The sequence below is a fragment of the Oscillibacter ruminantium GH1 genome, from assembly GCF_000307265.1.
In the GTDB taxonomy this organism is placed as follows: domain Bacteria; phylum Bacillota; class Clostridia; order Oscillospirales; family Oscillospiraceae; genus Oscillibacter; species Oscillibacter ruminantium.
On record NZ_DF158900.1, the window covers coordinates 182,125 to 200,755 of the forward strand.

General features: G+C 54.9%; 18 protein-coding genes. 11 read left to right on the forward strand and 7 right to left on the reverse strand.

Annotated elements, in window-relative coordinates:
• Positions 1–127: 127 nt before the first annotated feature.
• From ON16_RS12965 to ON16_RS12975, 3 genes are all read right to left on the reverse strand, one after another.
• On the reverse strand, positions 128–997 hold the full coding sequence (locus tag ON16_RS12965) for a radical SAM protein (RefSeq protein WP_040663434.1): 870 nt from the start codon (positions 995–997) through the stop codon (positions 128–130).
• Positions 994–2,271, reverse strand: coding sequence for an aspartate aminotransferase type Ic (locus ON16_RS12970; RefSeq protein WP_040663437.1), 1,278 nt, complete (start codon positions 2,269–2,271; stop codon positions 994–996). Before ON16_RS12970 ends, ON16_RS12965 begins: the two co-directional genes overlap by 4 nt.
• Positions 2,272–2,474: 203 nt before the next feature.
• Entirely contained in the window at positions 2,475–2,837 is a 363-nt protein-coding gene (locus ON16_RS12975; RefSeq protein WP_040663441.1) for a hypothetical protein, read from the reverse strand.
• 143 nt (positions 2,838–2,980) lie between these two features.
• Between ON16_RS12975 and ON16_RS12980 the strand changes: the two genes are divergently transcribed.
• Together ON16_RS12980 and ON16_RS12985 are read left to right on the forward strand one after the other, a co-directional pair.
• Complete coding sequence (locus tag ON16_RS12980) at positions 2,981–3,532, forward strand: M48 family metallopeptidase (RefSeq protein WP_243441833.1); 552 nt, start codon at positions 2,981–2,983, stop codon at positions 3,530–3,532.
• Positions 3,533–3,542: 10 nt separating this feature from the next.
• Positions 3,543–4,247, forward strand: a complete 705-nt coding sequence (locus ON16_RS12985; protein WP_040663444.1) for an IMP cyclohydrolase — start codon at positions 3,543–3,545, stop codon at positions 4,245–4,247.
• Between the two features lie 60 nt (positions 4,248–4,307).
• Here ON16_RS12985 and ON16_RS12990 read toward each other — a convergent pair whose 3' ends face one another.
• On the reverse strand, positions 4,308–4,658 hold the full coding sequence (locus ON16_RS12990) for a hypothetical protein (protein WP_040663447.1): 351 nt from the start codon (positions 4,656–4,658) through the stop codon (positions 4,308–4,310).
• 106 nt (positions 4,659–4,764) lie between these two features.
• Positions 4,765–5,478, reverse strand: a complete 714-nt coding sequence (locus ON16_RS12995) for a 3'-5' exonuclease (RefSeq protein ID WP_040663450.1) — start codon at positions 5,476–5,478, stop codon at positions 4,765–4,767.
• Positions 5,479–6,003: 525 nt separating this feature from the next.
• On the opposite strand from ON16_RS12995, the gene ON16_RS13000 reads away from it, so the two are divergent.
• The 7 genes from ON16_RS13000 (at position 6,004) to ON16_RS13030 (ending at position 12,557) form a co-directional block, all read left to right on the forward strand.
• Positions 6,004–7,173 (forward strand): glycosyltransferase family 4 protein, encoded by a 1,170-nt coding sequence (locus ON16_RS13000; RefSeq protein ID WP_040663453.1) that lies wholly within the window; start codon positions 6,004–6,006, stop codon positions 7,171–7,173.
• Complete coding sequence (locus ON16_RS13005) at positions 7,158–7,754, forward strand: TVP38/TMEM64 family protein (RefSeq protein ID WP_040663456.1); 597 nt, start codon at positions 7,158–7,160, stop codon at positions 7,752–7,754. Before ON16_RS13000 ends, ON16_RS13005 begins: the two co-directional genes overlap by 16 nt.
• A gap of 156 nt (positions 7,755–7,910) precedes the next feature.
• Positions 7,911–8,984 (forward strand): glycosyltransferase family 4 protein, encoded by a 1,074-nt coding sequence (locus ON16_RS13010; RefSeq protein ID WP_051131762.1) that lies wholly within the window; start codon positions 7,911–7,913, stop codon positions 8,982–8,984.
• A gap of 12 nt (positions 8,985–8,996) precedes the next feature.
• Positions 8,997–9,758 (forward strand): TraX family protein, encoded by a 762-nt coding sequence (locus ON16_RS13015; protein WP_040663459.1) that lies wholly within the window; start codon positions 8,997–8,999, stop codon positions 9,756–9,758.
• Positions 9,759–9,947: 189 nt separating this feature from the next.
• The gene (locus ON16_RS13020; protein ID WP_040663462.1) at positions 9,948–10,124 is read left to right on the forward strand and encodes a ferredoxin; all 177 of its coding nucleotides are present in this window, start codon (positions 9,948–9,950) and stop codon (positions 10,122–10,124) included.
• A 244-nt stretch (positions 10,125–10,368) separates the two neighbouring features.
• Positions 10,369–11,208 (forward strand): diaminopimelate epimerase, encoded by an 840-nt coding sequence (dapF, locus tag ON16_RS13025; RefSeq protein WP_040663465.1) that lies wholly within the window; start codon positions 10,369–10,371, stop codon positions 11,206–11,208.
• Between the two features lie 62 nt (positions 11,209–11,270).
• On the forward strand, positions 11,271–12,557 hold the full coding sequence (locus ON16_RS13030; protein WP_040663469.1) for a dicarboxylate/amino acid:cation symporter: 1,287 nt from the start codon (positions 11,271–11,273) through the stop codon (positions 12,555–12,557).
• Between the two features lie 266 nt (positions 12,558–12,823).
• Here the strand turns inward: ON16_RS13030 and ON16_RS13035 are convergent, their stop codons facing one another.
• Positions 12,824–13,351, reverse strand: coding sequence for a methylated-DNA--[protein]-cysteine S-methyltransferase (locus ON16_RS13035; RefSeq protein WP_193372963.1), 528 nt, complete (start codon positions 13,349–13,351; stop codon positions 12,824–12,826).
• A 501-nt stretch (positions 13,352–13,852) separates the two neighbouring features.
• On the opposite strand from ON16_RS13035, the gene ON16_RS15130 reads away from it, so the two are divergent.
• Both ON16_RS15130 and ON16_RS13045 read left to right on the forward strand, forming a co-directional pair.
• Positions 13,853–15,016 carry a GGDEF domain-containing protein gene (locus tag ON16_RS15130; RefSeq protein WP_051131763.1) on the forward strand — a complete coding sequence of 388 codons (1,164 nt, stop codon included), beginning with the start codon at positions 13,853–13,855 and terminating at the stop codon, positions 15,014–15,016.
• Between the two features lie 105 nt (positions 15,017–15,121).
• A complete protein-coding gene (locus ON16_RS13045) occupies positions 15,122–16,297 on the forward strand; it encodes a pyridoxal phosphate-dependent aminotransferase (RefSeq protein WP_040663475.1) in 1,176 nt (391 codons plus the stop codon).
• 161 nt (positions 16,298–16,458) lie between these two features.
• On the opposite strand, the gene ON16_RS13050 is transcribed toward ON16_RS13045, so the two are convergent.
• On the reverse strand, positions 16,459–18,075 hold the full coding sequence (locus tag ON16_RS13050; protein ID WP_040663478.1) for a putative manganese-dependent inorganic diphosphatase: 1,617 nt from the start codon (positions 18,073–18,075) through the stop codon (positions 16,459–16,461).
• Positions 18,076–18,631 lie beyond the last annotated feature (556 nt).

An 18,631-nucleotide genomic window follows, 5' to 3' on the forward strand; every position in this document is an offset into this window, starting at 1 on the left:
CAGCGGATGCACATTTCTGTGCCGGCTACTCCCTCATGATTGGGAATATCCTATCCGATTTTGCAGCGGATGTCAAGAGTATTTTTCTTTAAGCTGCCACAAAATTTTCCACTTGCGTCGCATCTGTTTAAAGACCGCGCCATTCCTCCGGCCGCAGCAGGGACATGTCCGCCGCGGCTTGGTCAATCGCCGCCAGCATGGCGGCCTTATCGGCGTTCAGCGTACCCCGGAGCACCAGATAATTGCTGGCGTGGTTCATGCGGAACACGCTACCGGGGCTGTCCAAATGTTCCACCAGCAGCCGCGTTTCCCGCAGGTCCTCCGCCGGGGTCAGCAATTGAAAGGACCCCTCTTGTACCCAGTCGAAAAGCGGCGTTCCCGGCTCCACCATTAGCGTCAGCATCCCGATGTACTCCGGGTTCATGGAGTTGAAGGCTGCCGCCGTCTCCACCGCGTGGCGCTCCAAAAGTGCTGGCCCGCCAAGGCCGGTGATGGCGGTGACGGAGAGGGCGATGCCATTTCGACGGATCTTCTTCCCCATCTCCACGATGAAGGCCGCGTTGTGGCCCTTTCGCATCTTTTCCAAAACCGCGTCGCACCCGGATTCAAGGCCCATGTAGACCATGCTCAGCCCCTTGGCCCGAAGAGTCTGTAATTCCTCGTCCGTGCGGATGTTCACGCTGTCGGGCGAGGCGTAGCAGGTCACGCGGATGCACTCCGGGAACAGGGAACGAATCGTGTCCAGAATGGTTTCCAGCTCCCCGGCCTTTCGCACCAGTGCGTCCCCGTCGGCCAGAAAGATTTTCTTCACGGCGGGATAGAGCTTCCGGGACTCCCGGAAGTCCGCCAGAATTTCCTCCAGCGGCCGGATAGCAAACCGCTTTTCCTTATACATGCTGCAAAAGGCGCAGGTGTTGTGGCTGCACCCGTAAGTCACCTGAACAATGAGGCTCCGGGCCTCGGAGGGGGGACGGTACACACTTCCAACGTATTTCATTTCAGAATCTTCTCCAGTGCCGCCAGCTTTAGACAGACACACAGCACCTCTACCGCCTGCTCCAGTTCCTCCAGCGGGGGAAGGGAAGGGGCGATGCGGATGTTGCTGTCCTGCGGGTCCTTTCCATAGGGGAAGGTGGCCCCGGCAGAGGTCATGGTGACGCCCGCAGCCTTGCACAGGTCCAGTGTCCGCTTGGCTGTGCCGGGCATGGCGTTGAGGGAGACGAAGTAGCCGCCCTTGGGCCGCTGCCAGGAGGCGATGCCCAGCGGGGCAATCTCTTTTTCCAGCGCGTCCGTGACGCAGCGGAACTTGGGCCCCAGCACTTCCGCGTGGCGGCGCATCAGCTCCAGCGTGTGGGCCTTGTCCTTTAAATACAGCACATGGCGCTGCTGATTCACCTTGTCAAAGCTGATGGCCTGCACCCCAATCAGCTTTTTCACATAGTCCATGTTGGCCTCGGAGCAGGCGAAGCACGCCACGCCCGCTCCGGGCAGCGTGATTTTAGAGGTGGACGCGAACTCGAATACCATGTCGGGATTTCCCGTCTTTTCGCATTCGCTCAGAATATCCGGGAAAGGAACGAACGCCCCCTCGAACTCGTGAACGCAGTAGGCGTTGTCCCACATCAGCAGAAAATCCGGCGCGGCGGGATGAAGCGCGGCGATGCGCCGCACCGTTTCCTCCGAATAGATGATCCCGTCCGGATTGGAGTATTTCGGTACGTTCCACATGCCTTTCACCTGCGGGTCCTGAACGGCGGATTCCACCGCGTCCATATCCGGGCCGTTTTCCGTCATGGGAATGGCAACCAGCTCAAATCCGAAAGACTCTGTAATTTTGAAGTGACGGTCATAGCCGGGAGCGGGGCAGAGCCATTTCACACGAGCCTCTTTGCACCAGGGACGCTCGCTGTGCAAAAGTCCGTGGGTATATGCCTTGGAAATTGTGTCATACATCAACTGGAGGCTGGAGTTGCCCGCGGCAAACACCTGCTCCGGCTTGCAGCCCAAAATCTCCGCGAAGAGGCGGCGGGCAGCGGGCAAGCCCGAAAGCTCGCCGTAATTGCGGCAGTCAATTCCGTCGGACACATAGTCTGCCGGTGATTTCAAAGCATGTAGCAGCTCTTCGCTGACCAAGTCCAATTGGGCTTTTCCGGGCTTGCCCCGGGCCATGTTCAGGCTCAGCTTCCGGTCGCGGAGCGTTTCAAATTGACGGGACACTCGCTCCTGCTCAATCAGCAGGTTCTGCTTACTCATTTCAGCATACGCGCTCATAGACGCCATCCTTTCGTACAGCGGGCCTTCCCGCCTATGTTTCCAAGTTTCCATTGTTTTTTAGTATACCCGCTCGCCCCCATTCTGGCAATATGGATTTCGCTGGTTTTTCCTTGGAAAAGCGGCTAAAGAGTGCTCTTCTCCCTAAAAACTGAGGGCGGCGTCGCTTTGCGACGCCGCCCACGGCTTTATGAAAGGGCTGCTTATTCGATGCAGACACAGGAGGAGTCCGCGCCTGCGCCGTCGCCAAAAGCAGCGGCGCAGCTGATGGTGGGGTCGCCATCGGTATGATTCACGCCGAAGGTCACGGGGATCGAGGCGCAGACCCGCTGAGTCAGCGTCACGGTGCAGGCGGTGCCTGCCGAGTTGGTGACACAGGTCACCGTGGGGACTCCGGTGCAGAAGGTCGTCACTGTACCCACCGTGGCAACGGGGGTCAGAACCACAGGCTGGCTGACATTCACGCACTGCGTTCCGGTTTTGGCACAGCCGGTCACGGGGCAGGAAACCTGATCGTCTGAATAGGGCAAAATGGGCGTATGCTCATAGGCTTCATTGATATGCAAGGCAGATCCCTCTTTTCTGGTTCATCCCCCGGAGTGGTTCCGGGGACGTTCCATCCTATGCGGCAGGGTGGCGAATGGTCCCGCGTCAGAGGCGTTTTTACAAGAAGCATTTTCCGCAAAACGAAGCGGGGAGAACCTTTTCCTTGCGTTTTTTGGGGTACTGTGGTATTTTAAACTGCATGGAGAATTATACGCTCATTCGCTCCCGCCGACGGACGCTGGCGCTGGAGATTACAAGGGACTGCCGCCTGCTGGTGCGCGCGCCGCTGCGCTGTTCAGAAGGAACCATTCGGGATTTTGTCGCCCGGAATCAGACTTGGATCGAGCGTCATATGGCAAAGGTCCGGCAGCGGGCCGCTCAGGCGGGACCGCCTCCCACAGAGGAGGAGATCGACGCGCTGAAAGCGAGGGCCAGAGCTGTTCTGCCGGACAAGGTGGCGCACTATGCGGAAGTCATGGGCCTTTCGCCCACCGGGCTGAAGGTTACTTCCGCACAAAAGCGGTACGGCAGCTGCAGCGCGAAAAACAGCCTGTGTTTTTCCTGCTACCTGATGCGCTCCCCCGACGAGGCCATTGACGCGGTGGTGGTTCATGAGCTGGCGCACATCCGCTATAAAAACCACGGAAAAGAATTTTACGCGCTGATTCATCGGTATATGCCCGACTATCAAGCGCGGAAAAAGCTATTAAAATAAGGAGAACGCCATGGAACTGCAAAATATGGAAACTCTGCTCCGCGCCAACCGTTATCCGGGCCGGGGTGTTCTGCTGGGCCGCAGCGCCGACAACCGGTACGCGATTCTGGCTTACTTTATCATGGGCCGCAGCGAAAATTCCCGGAATCGGGTCTTTGTGAAAACGGAGGACGGTATCCGCACGCAGGCGCAGGACCCCGGGAAAATGACGGACCCCAGCCTGATTATCTATCATCCTGTCCGGGAATTTGAGGGGAAAACCATCGTTACCAACGGCGACCAGACCGATACCATCCGGGACGCACTGGCGGCGGGGCACTGCTATCGGCACGCGCTGGTCACCCGCGCCTTTGAGCCGGACGGACCCAACTGGACGCCGCGCATCAGCGGCGTTTTGAAGCCGGATTACAGCTATAATCTGTCCATCTTGAAGTCCCTGAACGGGGACGAGAGCTGCTGCTGCCGGTATTTCTTTGAATATGACGCGCCCAAGGCCGGTGTGGGTCACTTTATCCACACCTATCAGGGGGACGGGAATCCGCTGCCCTCCTTCGAGGGAGAGCCGCGCTCCGTGGCGCTGAACGCGCCGGACGCGGCGGCCTTTGCCGCGCAGATTTGGAACGCGCTGGACGAGGAAAACAAGGTGGCCTTGTTTGTGCGGTATGTGGAGATTGCGTCCGGCAAAGTCTCCGAGGTAATTCAAAACAAGTACTGAGCTGAATAAACGAAAGGGCCGCAGGCATTGCCTGCGGCCCTTTTTGCGTGTCAACTCGATTCACTTCTCCGGTTCCTGCGGAACCTCGGGCCGCGCCTCATGCAGCGCAGCCAACACCTGATCGGCGCTCTCCTGCTTTTCAAAGGTGAAATTCTGGTAATAGCCCCCGGAATATTTCACCCGCAGAACCACCACCGGCAATTCTTTTCCGCAGCAGCCGGTCAGCGGCACGCTGGACTTTTGCGTCCAAGCCCGTTCCACCGCCTGAAAGGGCAGGTATTTCTCGCTGGGAAACGCCTTGAAATAGATCGCCTTGCTGCTGATGCGGTACTGTTCCACCCGTCGGGACTCCCGCCGGTTACCCGCCGGGTCTGATAAGATGGACTCCGGGCAAAGGGATTTCATTGCCATGGCCTGCGCCTCCTCTTCCTGTAAAAACTTACCTATACTGTACCAGTTTGGTAGGAAAAAGCCAGTGCAGTTGCAACATCCGCTTAAAAATGTTCTGGTTTCAGATTCAAACATTCTGGGCGGCGCTGCTTTCGTTCCGCGCCCGCTCATAGAGTGGTATGTCTCGCCGGAACCCTTGAGGCATATAGGTGATGGAGGAAATCCGCTTTCCGGATATCCCGTATTTCGGATGATAGCCGAAGAGGTTCACATACTCTAAAAGGTCATCTTTTTCCTCCGCCATGGCCCACAGCAGCGCTGTCATGGCCCGGGCGTCGTCCACGGCCCGGTGACTGTTTTCCACTTCACCTTCCAAGCCATAGGCTGCAATGGCATCCTTCAGTTTGTGCGGGTAGTCCCGCCGGTCTTTATAGACTGTCAGCGCATCCAGAAATTTCAGATTTTTCAGGCTTGCTGTCCGGCCCTGCTCCCGCAGTAAGTAATAGATAAAATTCAGATCGAACTGGGCGTTGTAAGCCACAAGCAGCGTGTCTTCCCGTTCCAGCAGCTTGCAGAAGGACTCCGCAGCCGTCGTTTTTTCAATGCCTGTGCGGTCCAGCTGTTCCGCTGTAATTCCGGTCAACTCTGTGATAAAGGGCGGCAGAGTCCGCGACGGCGAAAGACGGATCAACGCGTTGAAGCTGCTGTCCTCTTCTCCGGCAGTGATACTGACCGCGCCAATTTCAATGATTTCCTCTCGCGTGGGATCAATGCCCGTTGTCTCTGTGTCAAAAAGAACCAGATGGGTAAACCGATCCTCCAGCGCGCTGTGTATTCCCATAGATGCTCTCCATTCCGCCGCTTTTCTTTTTTAAAATTTTTATATGTTTGACGCAAAATTTCCGCAAATCTGTCGATAATAAGCGAAAGGTTTGTTTTTATAATTATAACTTTCCTGACGAAAAAAGGCAAGCAGGGCTTTTTGTCCACTTGGGAAGCTCTGTTTGCCCCTTTTATGAACGAATTTGGTAAAAATTATCCCAAGTTTTACCGAACAGCCACTTGACATTTCAAATGACTGTGTTATTGTATTCATGTACTAAAGATATAACACAGTTTTTTCGTATTTCCTCTTGACATTCTTGCAATTTCGTACTAGACTAACCGTATTAATACAGCTAGTACAGTTTTCTGCTTTTTAAACCCGTGTCGGCGCAAAATGTCGCCGTCTCCACAAAAATTTTCAAAATATGAAGCGTTTTCCCTGTTTCCCTCGTTTATAGAGTAGAAGATATAGCGCGGATCGGCCTAAAAGAGCCGCGCGCCTGAGATAAATCCACTTGTGCTGGAAAGGAAGGTTCCTTTTATGAAAGTTTTGATTGCAAGCGACTGGTACGCCCCGATTGTCAACGGTGTAGTGACTTCGGTACTGAATCTCCAACGGGAACTGGAGGCTCAGGGCCACGAGGTCCGGGTTCTGACGCTGTCTCAGTCCCTGCATACCCGGGTCCGGGACAAGGTCACCTATGTGGGCGCTATGAGCGCGGGACTGATTTATCCCGGTGCCCGGCTGCGCACCGCGCTGGCCACTCGCCAAGTGCAGGAGCTGATTCGCTGGCAGCCTGATATTATTCATACACAGTGTGAATTTTCCACCTTTTTGCTGGCTCGGAAGATCAGCGAGCACACCGGCGCTCCCATTGTCCACACCTATCACACGGTTTACGAGGACTATACCCATTACTTCTCGCCCAGCCGGGCTTGGGGCCGGCGGATGGTGGCGCTGTTCTCCCGCCATGTCATTGCCCAGACCTCCTGTGTGATTGCGCCTACGGAAAAGGTGCGGGGTATTCTGGAGGGGTATCACGTCAGCCGTCCGGTATGCGTGATTCCCACGGGGATTGATTTGAGCCGGTTTGCCGGTCTGTCCGACGGGGTCTATCTCCATCAGCTGAAAGCAAAGCTGGGCATCCCAGAGGGCAACTTCGTTCTGACCTATGTGGGCCGTCTGGCCAAGGAGAAGAATGTGGAAGAGCTGCTGGCCTGCCTTGCCGAACTGAAGCGAAACGACATCACCCTCCTTTTGGTGGGAGACGGGCCTTACCGCCAGACGCTGGAAGAGTCCGTCCGGGATTTGAACTTGCGCGACCGGGTGGTATTTGCCGGAATGGTGAAGCCCGCGCAGGTGGCGGACTATTATCGGCTGGGGGATCTCTTTGTCAGCGCCTCTACCAGCGAGACGCAGGGACTCACCTATATTGAGGCACTGGCGGCGGGTCTGCCTGCCCTGTGCCGGAAGGACGATTGCCTTTCCGGGGTGATAGAGAACGGCGTTGACGGCTGGCAGTTTGAAAATGGCAGAGAGTTTACCGCACATTTGCAGGAATTTTTGGCGGATGAGCAACTCCGTGCATCCATGCGTGTTGCCGCCGCAGAGCGCGCCCGGCAAAACTTCTCCGCGGCGAATTTTGTCAGCCGTGTCACGGAAGTCTATGCCGCCGCGATTGAAGGGGAGGGACTATGCCAAACCGCGTAAATGTAAATGCCAAGGCGCTTTTGAACCTCTGCACCGTTTTGGGCCTGATTGGCTGCGCACTGCTGGTGGTTTACGGCTGGCAGCATCAGCTGTTCACCTCGCAGGAGGCGCTGCGGGCCTATATCACCGGTTTTGGCGCGCTGGGCGCACTGATATTTGTGGCGTTTCAGGCGGTGCAGGTGGTGATCCCCATCCTGCCCGGCGGGCTGGGATGTCTGGGCGGAGTTTTGCTGTTCGGCCCGTGGATGGGATTTGTATACAATTACGTGGGAATCTGCGTGGGCTCCATCGCCGCGTTTCTTCTGGCCAAGCTCTATGGCCGCCCGCTGCTTGCCACGATGTTTAAACCGGAGACGATCAGAAAATATGAGGCATGGACCTCCCGTCGGTTCGACGTGCTGTTTGCCGCCGCCATTTTCTTTCCCGTGGCTCCGGACGACTTCCTGTGTTATCTGGCGGGCACCACTCCCATGCGGCTGGGGCGGTTTACCTCCATTATCCTGCTGGGAAAGCCTGCCTCCATCGCCCTGTACTCTCTGGGACTGAACGTGGTATTCCAGCAAGCGGCGGCGCTGTTTTAGCCGATCTTAGCGCTGAAAAAGCGCCCCGCTTTTCAATTCTTTTCCAAGCTCCGGCAGCTAAAACGCGGAGCGATTCCAATTAAAAACCGCACGACAGGGTGGGCCCCTCTTTGACCCACTCTGGTTTGTTGCGCCCTGAAACGGAGGAAATTTACCATGAGTATCCAATTATATGCCGGTTCTTTGTCCTTGGTCCGCCGCAGCGGCGTGGGTCAGGCTGTACTCCACCAAAAAGAAATGCTGTCCGCCGTGGGTGTGGACGCAACGGATCGCTCTGCCCAATCGGCCCGGACGATTCATATCAACACGGTTCTGCCCGACGCACCGCTGGCGGCGCTTCGCGCCCATCTGGCCGGAAAAAAGGTGGTGTACTACGGCCACTCCACCGAGGAGGATTTTCGCAATTCCTTTAAAGGTTCCAATCTTTTGGCGCCGCTGTTCCGCCGGTGGATCAAGTTTTGCTATGAGCGAGGCGATGTGGTCATCACACCCACGCCCTACTCCAAGCAGCTGCTGGAGAGTTATGGCGTTCGCCGTCCTATCTACGCCCTGAGCAACGGCGTGGACACAGAGTTCTTTGCCCCCTCCGCCGCCCGGCGCAAAGCGTTTAGGGAGAAATACGGTCTGGGCGAGCAGGAGAAGGTCGTCCTCTCCGTGGGACACTACATCGCCCGCAAGGGCCTTCTTGAGTTTGTGGACATGGCCCGGAAACTGCCGGATGTTCGCTTTTTCTGGTTCGGCTATACGAATTTGGATCTGGTGCCCCAAGAGATCCGCCGGGCCATTGCCGAGGCTCCGTCCAATTTGACCTTCCCCGGCTATGTGGGCAGGGAGGAACTGCGGGACGCATACTGCGGATGCGATGTGTTTGCCTTTATGAGCCATGAGGAGACGGAGGGCATTGTGGTGCTGGAGGCACTGGCCTGCGGAATTCCCACGGTGGTGCGCAACATTCCGGTGTATCGGGACTGGCTGACCGACGGCGTATCCGTCTGCAAGGCCAAGGACGACTGGGACTTTTTGCGCAAGGTCACGGGCCTTCTTGACGGCTCCGTTCCCTCTCCCGCCGCAGGCGGGCTGGCCGTGGCTCGGGGCCGCAGCATCGCCGCCATGGGCCGGATTCTGCGTACGATCTATGAACTGGAGGGGCTGCCCTATCAAAACGAGGAGTGCGCCCGGGAGAATCCCCAGACGGCGCTGGCGGCGCGAACCTCCGGACAGCACGCATAATAAGGGGGCGGCGTGAGTACCTTTACTCTTAAATGCCTTGCGCTGGCGCTGATGGTGATCGACCACATCGGGTTGTACTTTGAGGATTTGCCGGGAGCGGTTGTTCTCCGTCTGCTGGGGAGAATTTCCTATCCGCTGTTTCTGTTTTGTATGGTGTGGGGATATCACTATACCCGCAGCCGTAAAAAATTTCTGCTGCGGCTGTATCTCATGAGTGTCGCCATGACGCTGTTCCGCTGCTGGATCGACGCGACTTTCAATGCGGAACAAATGTATGGCAACCACGATATTTTTATATCTCTCTTCTGGGTGGGCGTTCTCATCAGCGCCATCGAGCTGATCCAGACAGATCGCAATCGGGGAATCTGGCTGTTGGGTATCATCTTTTTATCCCAGCTGGCCTATTATTTCGTCGTTCCCGGACTGTTCCCTATCCTGCGGATGGTCAGCGGCGATATTCAAAGCGGGCTTACGCCCAATTTGGCGCTAAACGAATACGGCTTTGCGTTTGTCGCGTTGGGCGTTGCCATGTATTTTGTGAAAGAACGCAGGGAGCTTTTAACGGCGGTATACGTGATCTTTTGCATCTATCAGTTCAGCGAGGAAATGCTGCTGTCGGATTTCGGTTTTCCGCTCCAGTGGTTTATGGTTCTGGCCCTGCCGTTCATGCTTCGCTACAACGGAGAAAAGGGCCGGGGCATGAAATGGTTTTTCTACTTCTTCTATCCCGCCCATACATTTTTGCTCTTTTATCTTGCCAATCTTGTCTTTTAAGGCGTTCGCCGCGTAATACGCGGCGCTGTCTCAATCCTGCTCATTTGAAAGCATACATACAATCCGACTTTCTGCCTGCTCCGCCATACCGCGGGGAATCGCCTGCCGATTACGCGAAAAGAATTCCGCGTGCCGGGCATACTACTGTGCAGGGCGGCTGAAGCCGCCGACAAAAAAGGAGGAAGGTTTATGCGCGCTCATGTGGATCAGGATACCTGCATTGGCTGCGGCCTGTGCATCAGCTCCGTGCCGGAGGTATTTGAAATGAATGCGGACGGCAAGGCGGAGGCCATTGCCGACGGACCCGACGATGCCGTGAAGTCCGCTATCGACGCCTGTCCCGTCTCCGCAATTCGCGAAGACTGACACTGTCAGGCCGCAAAAAGTCCACGGAGACTTTTTGCGGCCTGACTTTTTTGTCCCTTTGCCGCGGCATTGACATCCGCAATTCTTGACAGCCTGTGACAGATGCTTGTGCGGTTATCCATGTTTCCCCAAATGTGTAAATAACGTCGCACTTTTTGCATGGAATTTAGCACATTCTCCAGTGTAATTGCGGGTTATCTGCTGATATAATAAAGCAAGAAAATTGAAGGGGGGTCCGCCGTTGATGCGGTTTTGGAAAATGAACGGCGCGGGCAATGATTTTATTGTCCTGAACAATTTGGAGGAGCGTCTTCCCAAGGAGGCGTTTCCTGAGATGGCAAAGACACTGTGCGAGAGACACCTTTCCGTTGGGGCGGACGGCTTCATGGTGATCGACGCGCCCACACAGGGCGGAGACTTCAAAATGCTGTTTTACAACTCCGACGGATCGGTGGGCGAAATGTGCGGAAACGGCGCCCGGTGCATCTGCCGGTACGGTTATGAAAATGGTCTGGCCGGGCAGACGCAGACGGTGGAGACGACGGCGGGCATCATCACCGGGCGGCGCATGGATTCCCGGCTTTACCGCATTCGTCTCAACGATCCCTCCACAGTCCGACTGGAGCATCCCATTGAGGTGGAGGGCGTCAAATATCCCTGCGCGTATGTGGAACTTGGCAATCCGGGTCTTCCTCACGCGGTGGTTCCGTATCGGAATCTGCGCAACGCGGACGAAAACGAGCTGCGGGAGCTGGGCCGCGCCATGCGGAATCATCCCGCTTTCCCCAAGGGCGCCAACGTGAATTTCTATGAGATCACCGGCGAGGACACGGTTTATGAACGAACCTTTGAGCGCGGCGTGGAGGACTTTACCTATGCCTGCGGCACCGGCACCGGATCGGTTGTCACCGTGCTGACGTTACAAGGCAAGGTATCCGGTCAGGGTGTACAGGTCGATATGACCGGCGGACGGCTCACCGTGGACGCGGAGCGGGACGGCTCCCACATTGCGGCGCTGTATCTGACGGGACCCACCAACATCGTCTGCAAGGGCGAAATCTGCGACGAGGACCTGCATCTTTGAGCGTCCCTGCCGCCTGAGGGCGGCTGATAGAATAAGTTGTGTGATAAAGGAGGAAGACTGTTATGGAAAAGAAGTCCGTGGCCCACAACTATGCGTTCCTGGCGGTGATGCTGGGGGCGATGGTTTTGGGCGCTGTTGTGGGGTGGCTGAACCCTGTGGTAGAGGACGCCGACGGGAATGTTATTCAGGCCGGAGCCTCCGTGCTCAAGCCGCTGGGTACCGTGTTTATCAACATGATGTTCTGCATTGTGGTACCCATGGTGTTTGCGTCTATTTCCAGTGCTGTTGCCAATATGCAAAGCCGCAAGCGGGCCGGCAAGATTATGGGAACCACCGTGCTTACCTTTGTGGTTACCGGCGCCATTGCTGCCGTCATCATGTATGTGCTGATGCAGATTTTCCCGCCGGTGTTGACCCCCTGGAACGATATTCCCGCCGAAGAGCTGGGCGAGTACGCCAGCCTGTCCACGATGATCGTCAACTTCTTCACCGCCGAGGACTTTGTGGGGCTTCTCAGCCGCAGGGCAATGCTGCCGCTGATCGTGTTCTCCATGCTGTTCGGCTTTGCCGTGAACCTCAACGGCGGCAAGGATTCTCCTGTGGGTAAGTTTCTGGATGATCTGACCGGCGTGATGCTGAAATTCGTAAAGATCGTCACCTATTACGCGCCGATTGCGTTCTTTTCCATCTTCGCCGATCTGGTGGCATCCTATGGTTCTCAGGTCACCGAATCCTATGGTCGGGCGCTGCTGGTGTACTATCCCCTGTGCTTTATTTACATTTTCACCGCGTTCCCGCTGTTTGCATGGTTTGGCGGCGGAAAGCTGGGCGTGAAGAGCATGTTCCAGCATATTGCCCGGCCCGCCATCGTGTCGCTGGGAACCTGCTCCTCTGTGGCCACCATCCCCACCAATATGGAGGCGGCCGAGGATACCGGCATCTCCAAGGATGTTTCCGACATGGTGCTGCCTCTGGGCGCGACCATGCATATGGACGGCTCCTGCTTTAGCTGCGTGCTGAAGATCGCGTTCGTGTTCGGCGTGTTTGGCAAGGACTTTGGCGGTATCGGGATGCTGTTTTCTGTGGTGCTGGTGGCGGTTCTGTCCTCTGTGGGCATGAGCGGCGTTCCCGGCGGCGGCTACATCGGAGAATATATCATCTGCTCCATCTTCTTCGCCGACCAGATGGAGCTGGCGTTCCCCATTCTGGTGGCTATCGGCAATCTGGTGGATCCTCCCGCCACCATGATTAACTCCGCCGGCGATTATGTGGTCAGTTTTATCGTGTCCCGCTTTGTGGACGGTAAGGATTGGCTGAAAAACGCTCTGGCCGCGAAAAAGGAAGCCTGAGCGACAGGAGGAAACAGCCGCCCTGCGTCAGGCTCGCACAATCTGCACGCAATCTCTGTGTGGTGTTACCCTAAAAAAGCGCAGGCTGAAAATTTCATGATGCGGTTTCCGACAGCCAAAAGGGCTTGCCGTCTGCCATTGGCAGACGGCAAGCCCTTAATTTTGCCTGCACACGAAAATGGATGTAGGTATGTAAAGAAAACTCCGGTCATGGGGGAAGCGGGGGCCAGCCCCGTTTCTCTGATTTGCGGCTTGGCGCGGAATCATTACCCCTTAGGGGCATAGAACTGTGCGGTGTCCACGCCCTCCAGCTCCAGCAATTTTATTTTAGCGGGAATGCCCCCGGCATAGCCGGTCAGACTGCCGCCCGTTCCCACGACGCGATGACACGGGATGATGATGGAAATGGGATTGTGACCCACCGCTCCACCCACCGCCTGCGGGGACATGGTCGGTTTGTTTTGCATTTTAGCGATTTTCTTTGCAAGTTCTCCGTAGGTCGATACCTCTCCGTAGGGAATCTCACAGAGCAGCTTCCAAACCGTCTGCCGAAATTCACTGCCGACAGGGGCCAGAGGGAGCTGAGAGACGGCGGGCTTTCCGCCGGCGAAATATTCGTCGAGCCAGCGCTTTGCCGCTTCAAAAACAGGCAGAGAGTCGTTTGGAAGCATCGCGCCCTTGACCGTTCCGGCAAAATACTTTTGCCCCTCCAGCCACAGCCCGACAATGTGTTCTCCATCGCTTGCCAGCGTCATAGGCCCGATGGGGGATGCGTAATTGGTTGAATTGTACATCAAACTTCCTCCTCACGTATGTCTGTGGGTTTGCTGCGGTTTGGCATTCGCCTGCGGTGATAGAGCCTGAAGTTCCGGCTCTTTTGAACAAAGCGCCTATCCCTAGAGCGGGCAAATGCACGTATCATGATCGCTCTGCGGCTATTATAGCATAAGAGCAAAAAAAATAATATTTGAAAATTTTATGTCGGACTGAAATAGCACAGCGGACCTGATGAAACAGAAGCAGTTATAGATAACAAAATCATTCAGTTTTTGTTTTTGCTATGGAAGCACGTTCCAAATCGTCAATATTTATGCTATACTATTCAGCAATGACAAAGACGAAAAATCGATTAAACAGGCGATTTGTTTCGACTTTGAAAGAACCATGGGTCTGCATCTGAAAAAGTAATATCTCAAGAAGAGCAGCGCAATGAAGTCACAGCGCGTTTCAAGCAGATGGAGACGTGGTGAGGGAATGTCCGCATCATTCATCGTTAATAAGGGACGGGCGTAGAAATGCTGATAATCAGAAATATAAAGTATTACGGCAATACATCAACCGAATACGGCGAATGCAAGGATATGATTGAGGAAAACAATCACTTGATGGTTCGGTGCATATCACTTTTGGGGTCGGTGATCTTGTTATCGCTTGGCACTTTGACGTACCTCCTCCCAATGATTGAGCCCTTCCGCTTGCTGTACTTTTTTTCGGGAACCGCAATTCTGGGGAGCTGGCTGCTCTCCAAAATGCCGCGTTGTTCCTATACATTTTTGGCCTATTTGCAAGTCCTGATTCTCTACGCATTTTCCACCGGGCTGGCGTTGGCGTATCCTGACGAGCGCAGTACAGTGAGTGTGATTATGCTGCCTCTTCTATCCATGCTGTTAATTGACCGCTTTGATCGGATTGTACTCTTCAATATGGAATTCACCGCCATTTATTGCATTTTGGTTACCTTCCTTAAAAACCCGAGAATTGGTAGCTATGAAGTTTTCGGGATGCTCGTCTCGCTGGTTCTTTCACTTTTTTCCAACTATTTTGTGCAGTCAAAAGCAATCAGGAATATGCTCAGTGCGAAAAGAAATCAGAAGTTGATTATCCAGCTCCACGCCGCCAAGAGGGAATTGCAATTGAAGTCCGAAGTGGATCAGTTGTCCGGGCTGCTCAATCGGGGAACTTTTGTCAGTCGCGTGGAAGATGCGCTGAAAGAGGAAAAATATGGAGTTTCGGCGCTGTGTCTGCTGGATATCGACCATTTTAAAGAAGTGAACGATACTTATGGACATCAGCGGGGAGACGAGGTGATTTCCGCCGTGGCTTCGACATTGCGCACGCTGTTCGGAAAACGCCACACGATTGGCCGAATCGGCGGCGATGAGTTTGTCGTTTATCTCAGCGGTTTTGAAAGCGCGGAGCAGATCGGTGAGAAAATGCGGCTCCTGAATAAAAGGCTGAATGCCACCGTTGTGGGAGAGGTGAAGTCCATTCCAGTCTCTGTGGGTATTTCGCTTGCCTGCGATGCCAAGGACAATTTTGAAAAACTGTATCATCAGGCAGATCAGGCACTGTATCTGGCCAAGAGAGGCGGACGGAATCAGAACCGTTTTTTTGAGGCCGACGAAGCGCCGCGATATGCACAGGATACCGCCAAGGGAGATCCTGAAGGGAGCCGCTAAAATCCGCACGATTCATTGACATGGCAGCTTTTCCATGCTACGATTGCAAAAATACTTTGGTCCGACCAAAGGACCGTTCAAAAGGCGCACAGGAGGCAAACCGATATGCAGAATCTATCGACCCGGACGGCGGACTTCACCGACTCGGTGATCCGGCGGATGACCCGGATCTCCAATCAATACGGTGCGGTCAATCTCTCGCAGGGCTTTCCGGACTTTGATCCGCCCAAGGAGCTTCTGGACCGTTTGGCACAGACAGCCGGAGAGAATTTTCACCAATACTCCATCACTTGGGGCGCGCAGAACTTGCGGGAAGCGCTGGCAAAAAAACAATCCCGCCTGATGGGACACGCTGTCGATCCGAATGGGGAGATCGTGGTCACCTGCGGTTCCACGGAGGCGATGATGGCCGCGATGATGACTGTGGCCAATCCTGGAGACAAGGTGATCGTTTTTTCTCCGTTTTATGAAAATTACGGGGCGGATACCATTCTCTCCGGTGCGGAGCCGATCTATGTGCCGCTGCACCCGCCCGCGTTCAACTTTGACCCGGAGGAATTGGAGGATGCGTTCCGTCAGCGGCCCAAGGCGCTGATCCTCTGCAATCCGTCCAACCCCTGCGGCAAGGCATTTACAAAGGCGGAGCTGGAGACGATTGCCTCGCTGGCAAAAAAGTACGATGCCTATGTCATCACCGACGAGGTGTATGAGCACATTGTATACGCGCCCAATCGGCACACCTATTTTGCCGCGCTTCCCGGCATGTGGGAGCGGACGATTTCCTGTTCCTCCCTTTCCAAAACTTACTCGATTACAGGCTGGCGTCTGGGGTATACCATCGCGCCGCCGGAGATCACGGAACGCATCAAAAAGGTGCATGATTTTCTGACCGTGGGCGCGGCCGCACCGCTTCAAGAGGCGGTGATCCCCGGACTGAAATTCGGACAGGCGTATTACGACGATCTGCTGGCAATCTATACCCATAAACGCGATCTCTTTTTAAAGGGGCTGGATGAGATCGGCCTTGTTCACAATGTTCCACAGGGGGCCTATTACATTTTGATGGACATTTCCGAGTTTGGCTATGACAGCGACCTTGAATTCTGTGAAACTCTGGCGGAAAAGGTGGGGGTAGGAGCGGTGCCTGGGTCCAGTTTCTTCCGGGAGCCGGTGAACCATTTGATTCGTTTCCACTTTGCCAAAAAGGACGAGACGCTTCTGGACGCGCTGAATCGGCTGGAGAGTCTGCGAAAGAAAATTCCGCCGATGAAGCGGGGATAAAAATAGGGATAAAACGCCCGTATACCGTAGCATAGAGCGCGCCCAACAGCAAGACGCGAAAAAAGGAGCCACGGCAGATAAGAAGCCGTGGCTCCTTTTTATTGACTTTGATGGAATGCGTTCGCGCCAAAGCGGCGGCGCTGCAATCAAGATGACGGAACTCAACCCCAAAGGGCCGACAGGGCCGGAATAACCTGTTTTTTCCGAGACATGACGTGGGGCAGGAACACGCTGCCATTTACCGTTTTGCAGTTAAATGCCTGCTGGATGGTCTGATCGTCACCTGCATAAAACAGGCGGCTGCCCTCCTGCAGCACGTCGGTCAGCATCAGCACCGCCAAATCATAGTGCTTGTCCGTCCGCATCTGATGCAGGGCCTCAATCAGCTCGTCCTTCCGGGCCAGCATGTGTTCGGAATCCGCGCAGGTAATTTGCGAGACGCCCAAATCATGTCCGGCGATATGGAACTCCTTAAAATCGGTCATCAGCAGTTCCTGCGCCGTGTGATTTTCACCGTTGGAAACAGAGAAGATCATATGGCCCAGTTCATTGAGAGAGACTTTGGCGATGCGGGCCATGCGGTTGGCCATGTCAATGTCCCGCTGGGTGCAGGTGGGGGACTTGAACATGACGGTGTCGGACAAAATGGCCGCGGCCATCATGCCCGCCATCTTTTCCGAGGGCATCAGTCCCCGGTCCTGATACATTCCGGCCACAATGGTGGTGGTGCTGCCCACCGGCTCGTTGCGGACGAAAATAGGGTTTCCAGTCTGGATATCCGCCAGACGATGGTGGTCGATGATCTCCAAAATGTCTGCCTGTTCAAGACCGCGGACGGCTTGCGCCAGCTCGTTGTGATCCACCAGCACCACCCGCTTGCGGGTGGGGCGCAGAAGATGGAAGCGGGACAGCGTTCCCACCACCTGCTCGTTTTCATCCAGAATCGGATAGCAGCGGAACCGGCTTTTCAGGACCGTTTCCCGCACGTCGTCGATATAATCGTCCAGATGGAAAGAAACCATGTTTTCCGTTTTGCAGATGCGGCTTACCGGCAGGGAGTGGCAGATCAGACGAACCGTGCGGTAGGCGTCAAAGGGCGTGGAGATTAGGCAGGTTTCCGTTTTCAGCGCCCGCAGTTCCTCGCTGACCTCTGCCTGACAGACGATTAGGCACTGGACGCCAAGTTCCATCGCGTAACGGATCATGTCCGGCTGATCGCCGCAGATCACGATGCTGTTCTTGCTGTCGAACAGCAGATTCTTGCAGGAGGCAGGCAGGGCGATGGTAACCTCGCCGGAGACGTTGTCCACCTGTTCGCCTGCGTCGTTGAGGACTTTTCCCTCAATGACGGAGAGCAGGTTATACAGCGGAATGTTACTGATCTGAGGATTGCGGACAGAAGACATATCATAGGCCGCGATGTCCCCGGCGGAGAGCATGCCGAACAGGGTCCCGTCTTCGTTTGTGACCGGAATGGCGGAGATGTTGGTATCCTGATGGATCACATGCCACGCCCGGCTGATGGTGACCCCTGAATTCAGCAGGGGCGGAGTGTCGTACTTCAGGTCGCAGACCTGCGTACGCACATTTTTCAGCAGCATCGGAGGCTTGAACTGGAAACGATCCAAAACAGCCTGCGTCTCGTCGTTGACCCGGCCAAGGCAAGCCGCTGTGTATTCACGGTCGCCCAGAGAGTTGCGCAGGGCGGCATAAGCCATGGCGGAGACGACAGAGTCCGTGTCGGGATTGCGGTGTCCGGTGACATAGATGGTGTCCATGCAAATAAGTTCCTTTCACACTGTGAGCGCGGCGCTTCACAGCAATTCAAGATAAGTTTATTGTACTATATCCAATTCTGCGTTACAAGGAAAACAGCACGTAATATTTCATAAAAATTTACCGAAAACGACGTAAAAAACTGAAAAACTAAACGGGACGCACATAAAGGATTCTACCCCAAAAGCGGGAGATACATTATTATAAAATATCCATCCGGCGAAACCCCATGAAGGGACATCAAAATAATTGTGAGGAAATATGAAATTCCTCTTGACATTGGGTCGGATATTTTGTATTATAGTTGAGCGCGTGTAGGTGGACAATGTCTAAACATGCGCAAACTGCGATGAACCGGGAGATTGCGAAGTTTACTTCGGTAACTTTCGGGGAGTATGTCCGATGATCGGGCGGCTGAGAAGGAATCTGTACGTTGCGTAGATCGCTGCGCCATGTTTGGATACCGGCCGTATAGCGCCGGTATTTTTCATGAGCTAGAATGATACGCACGGATAAGCGTATAGAAAAACTTCCCGCCGTACACAGTTTTCGGAACAT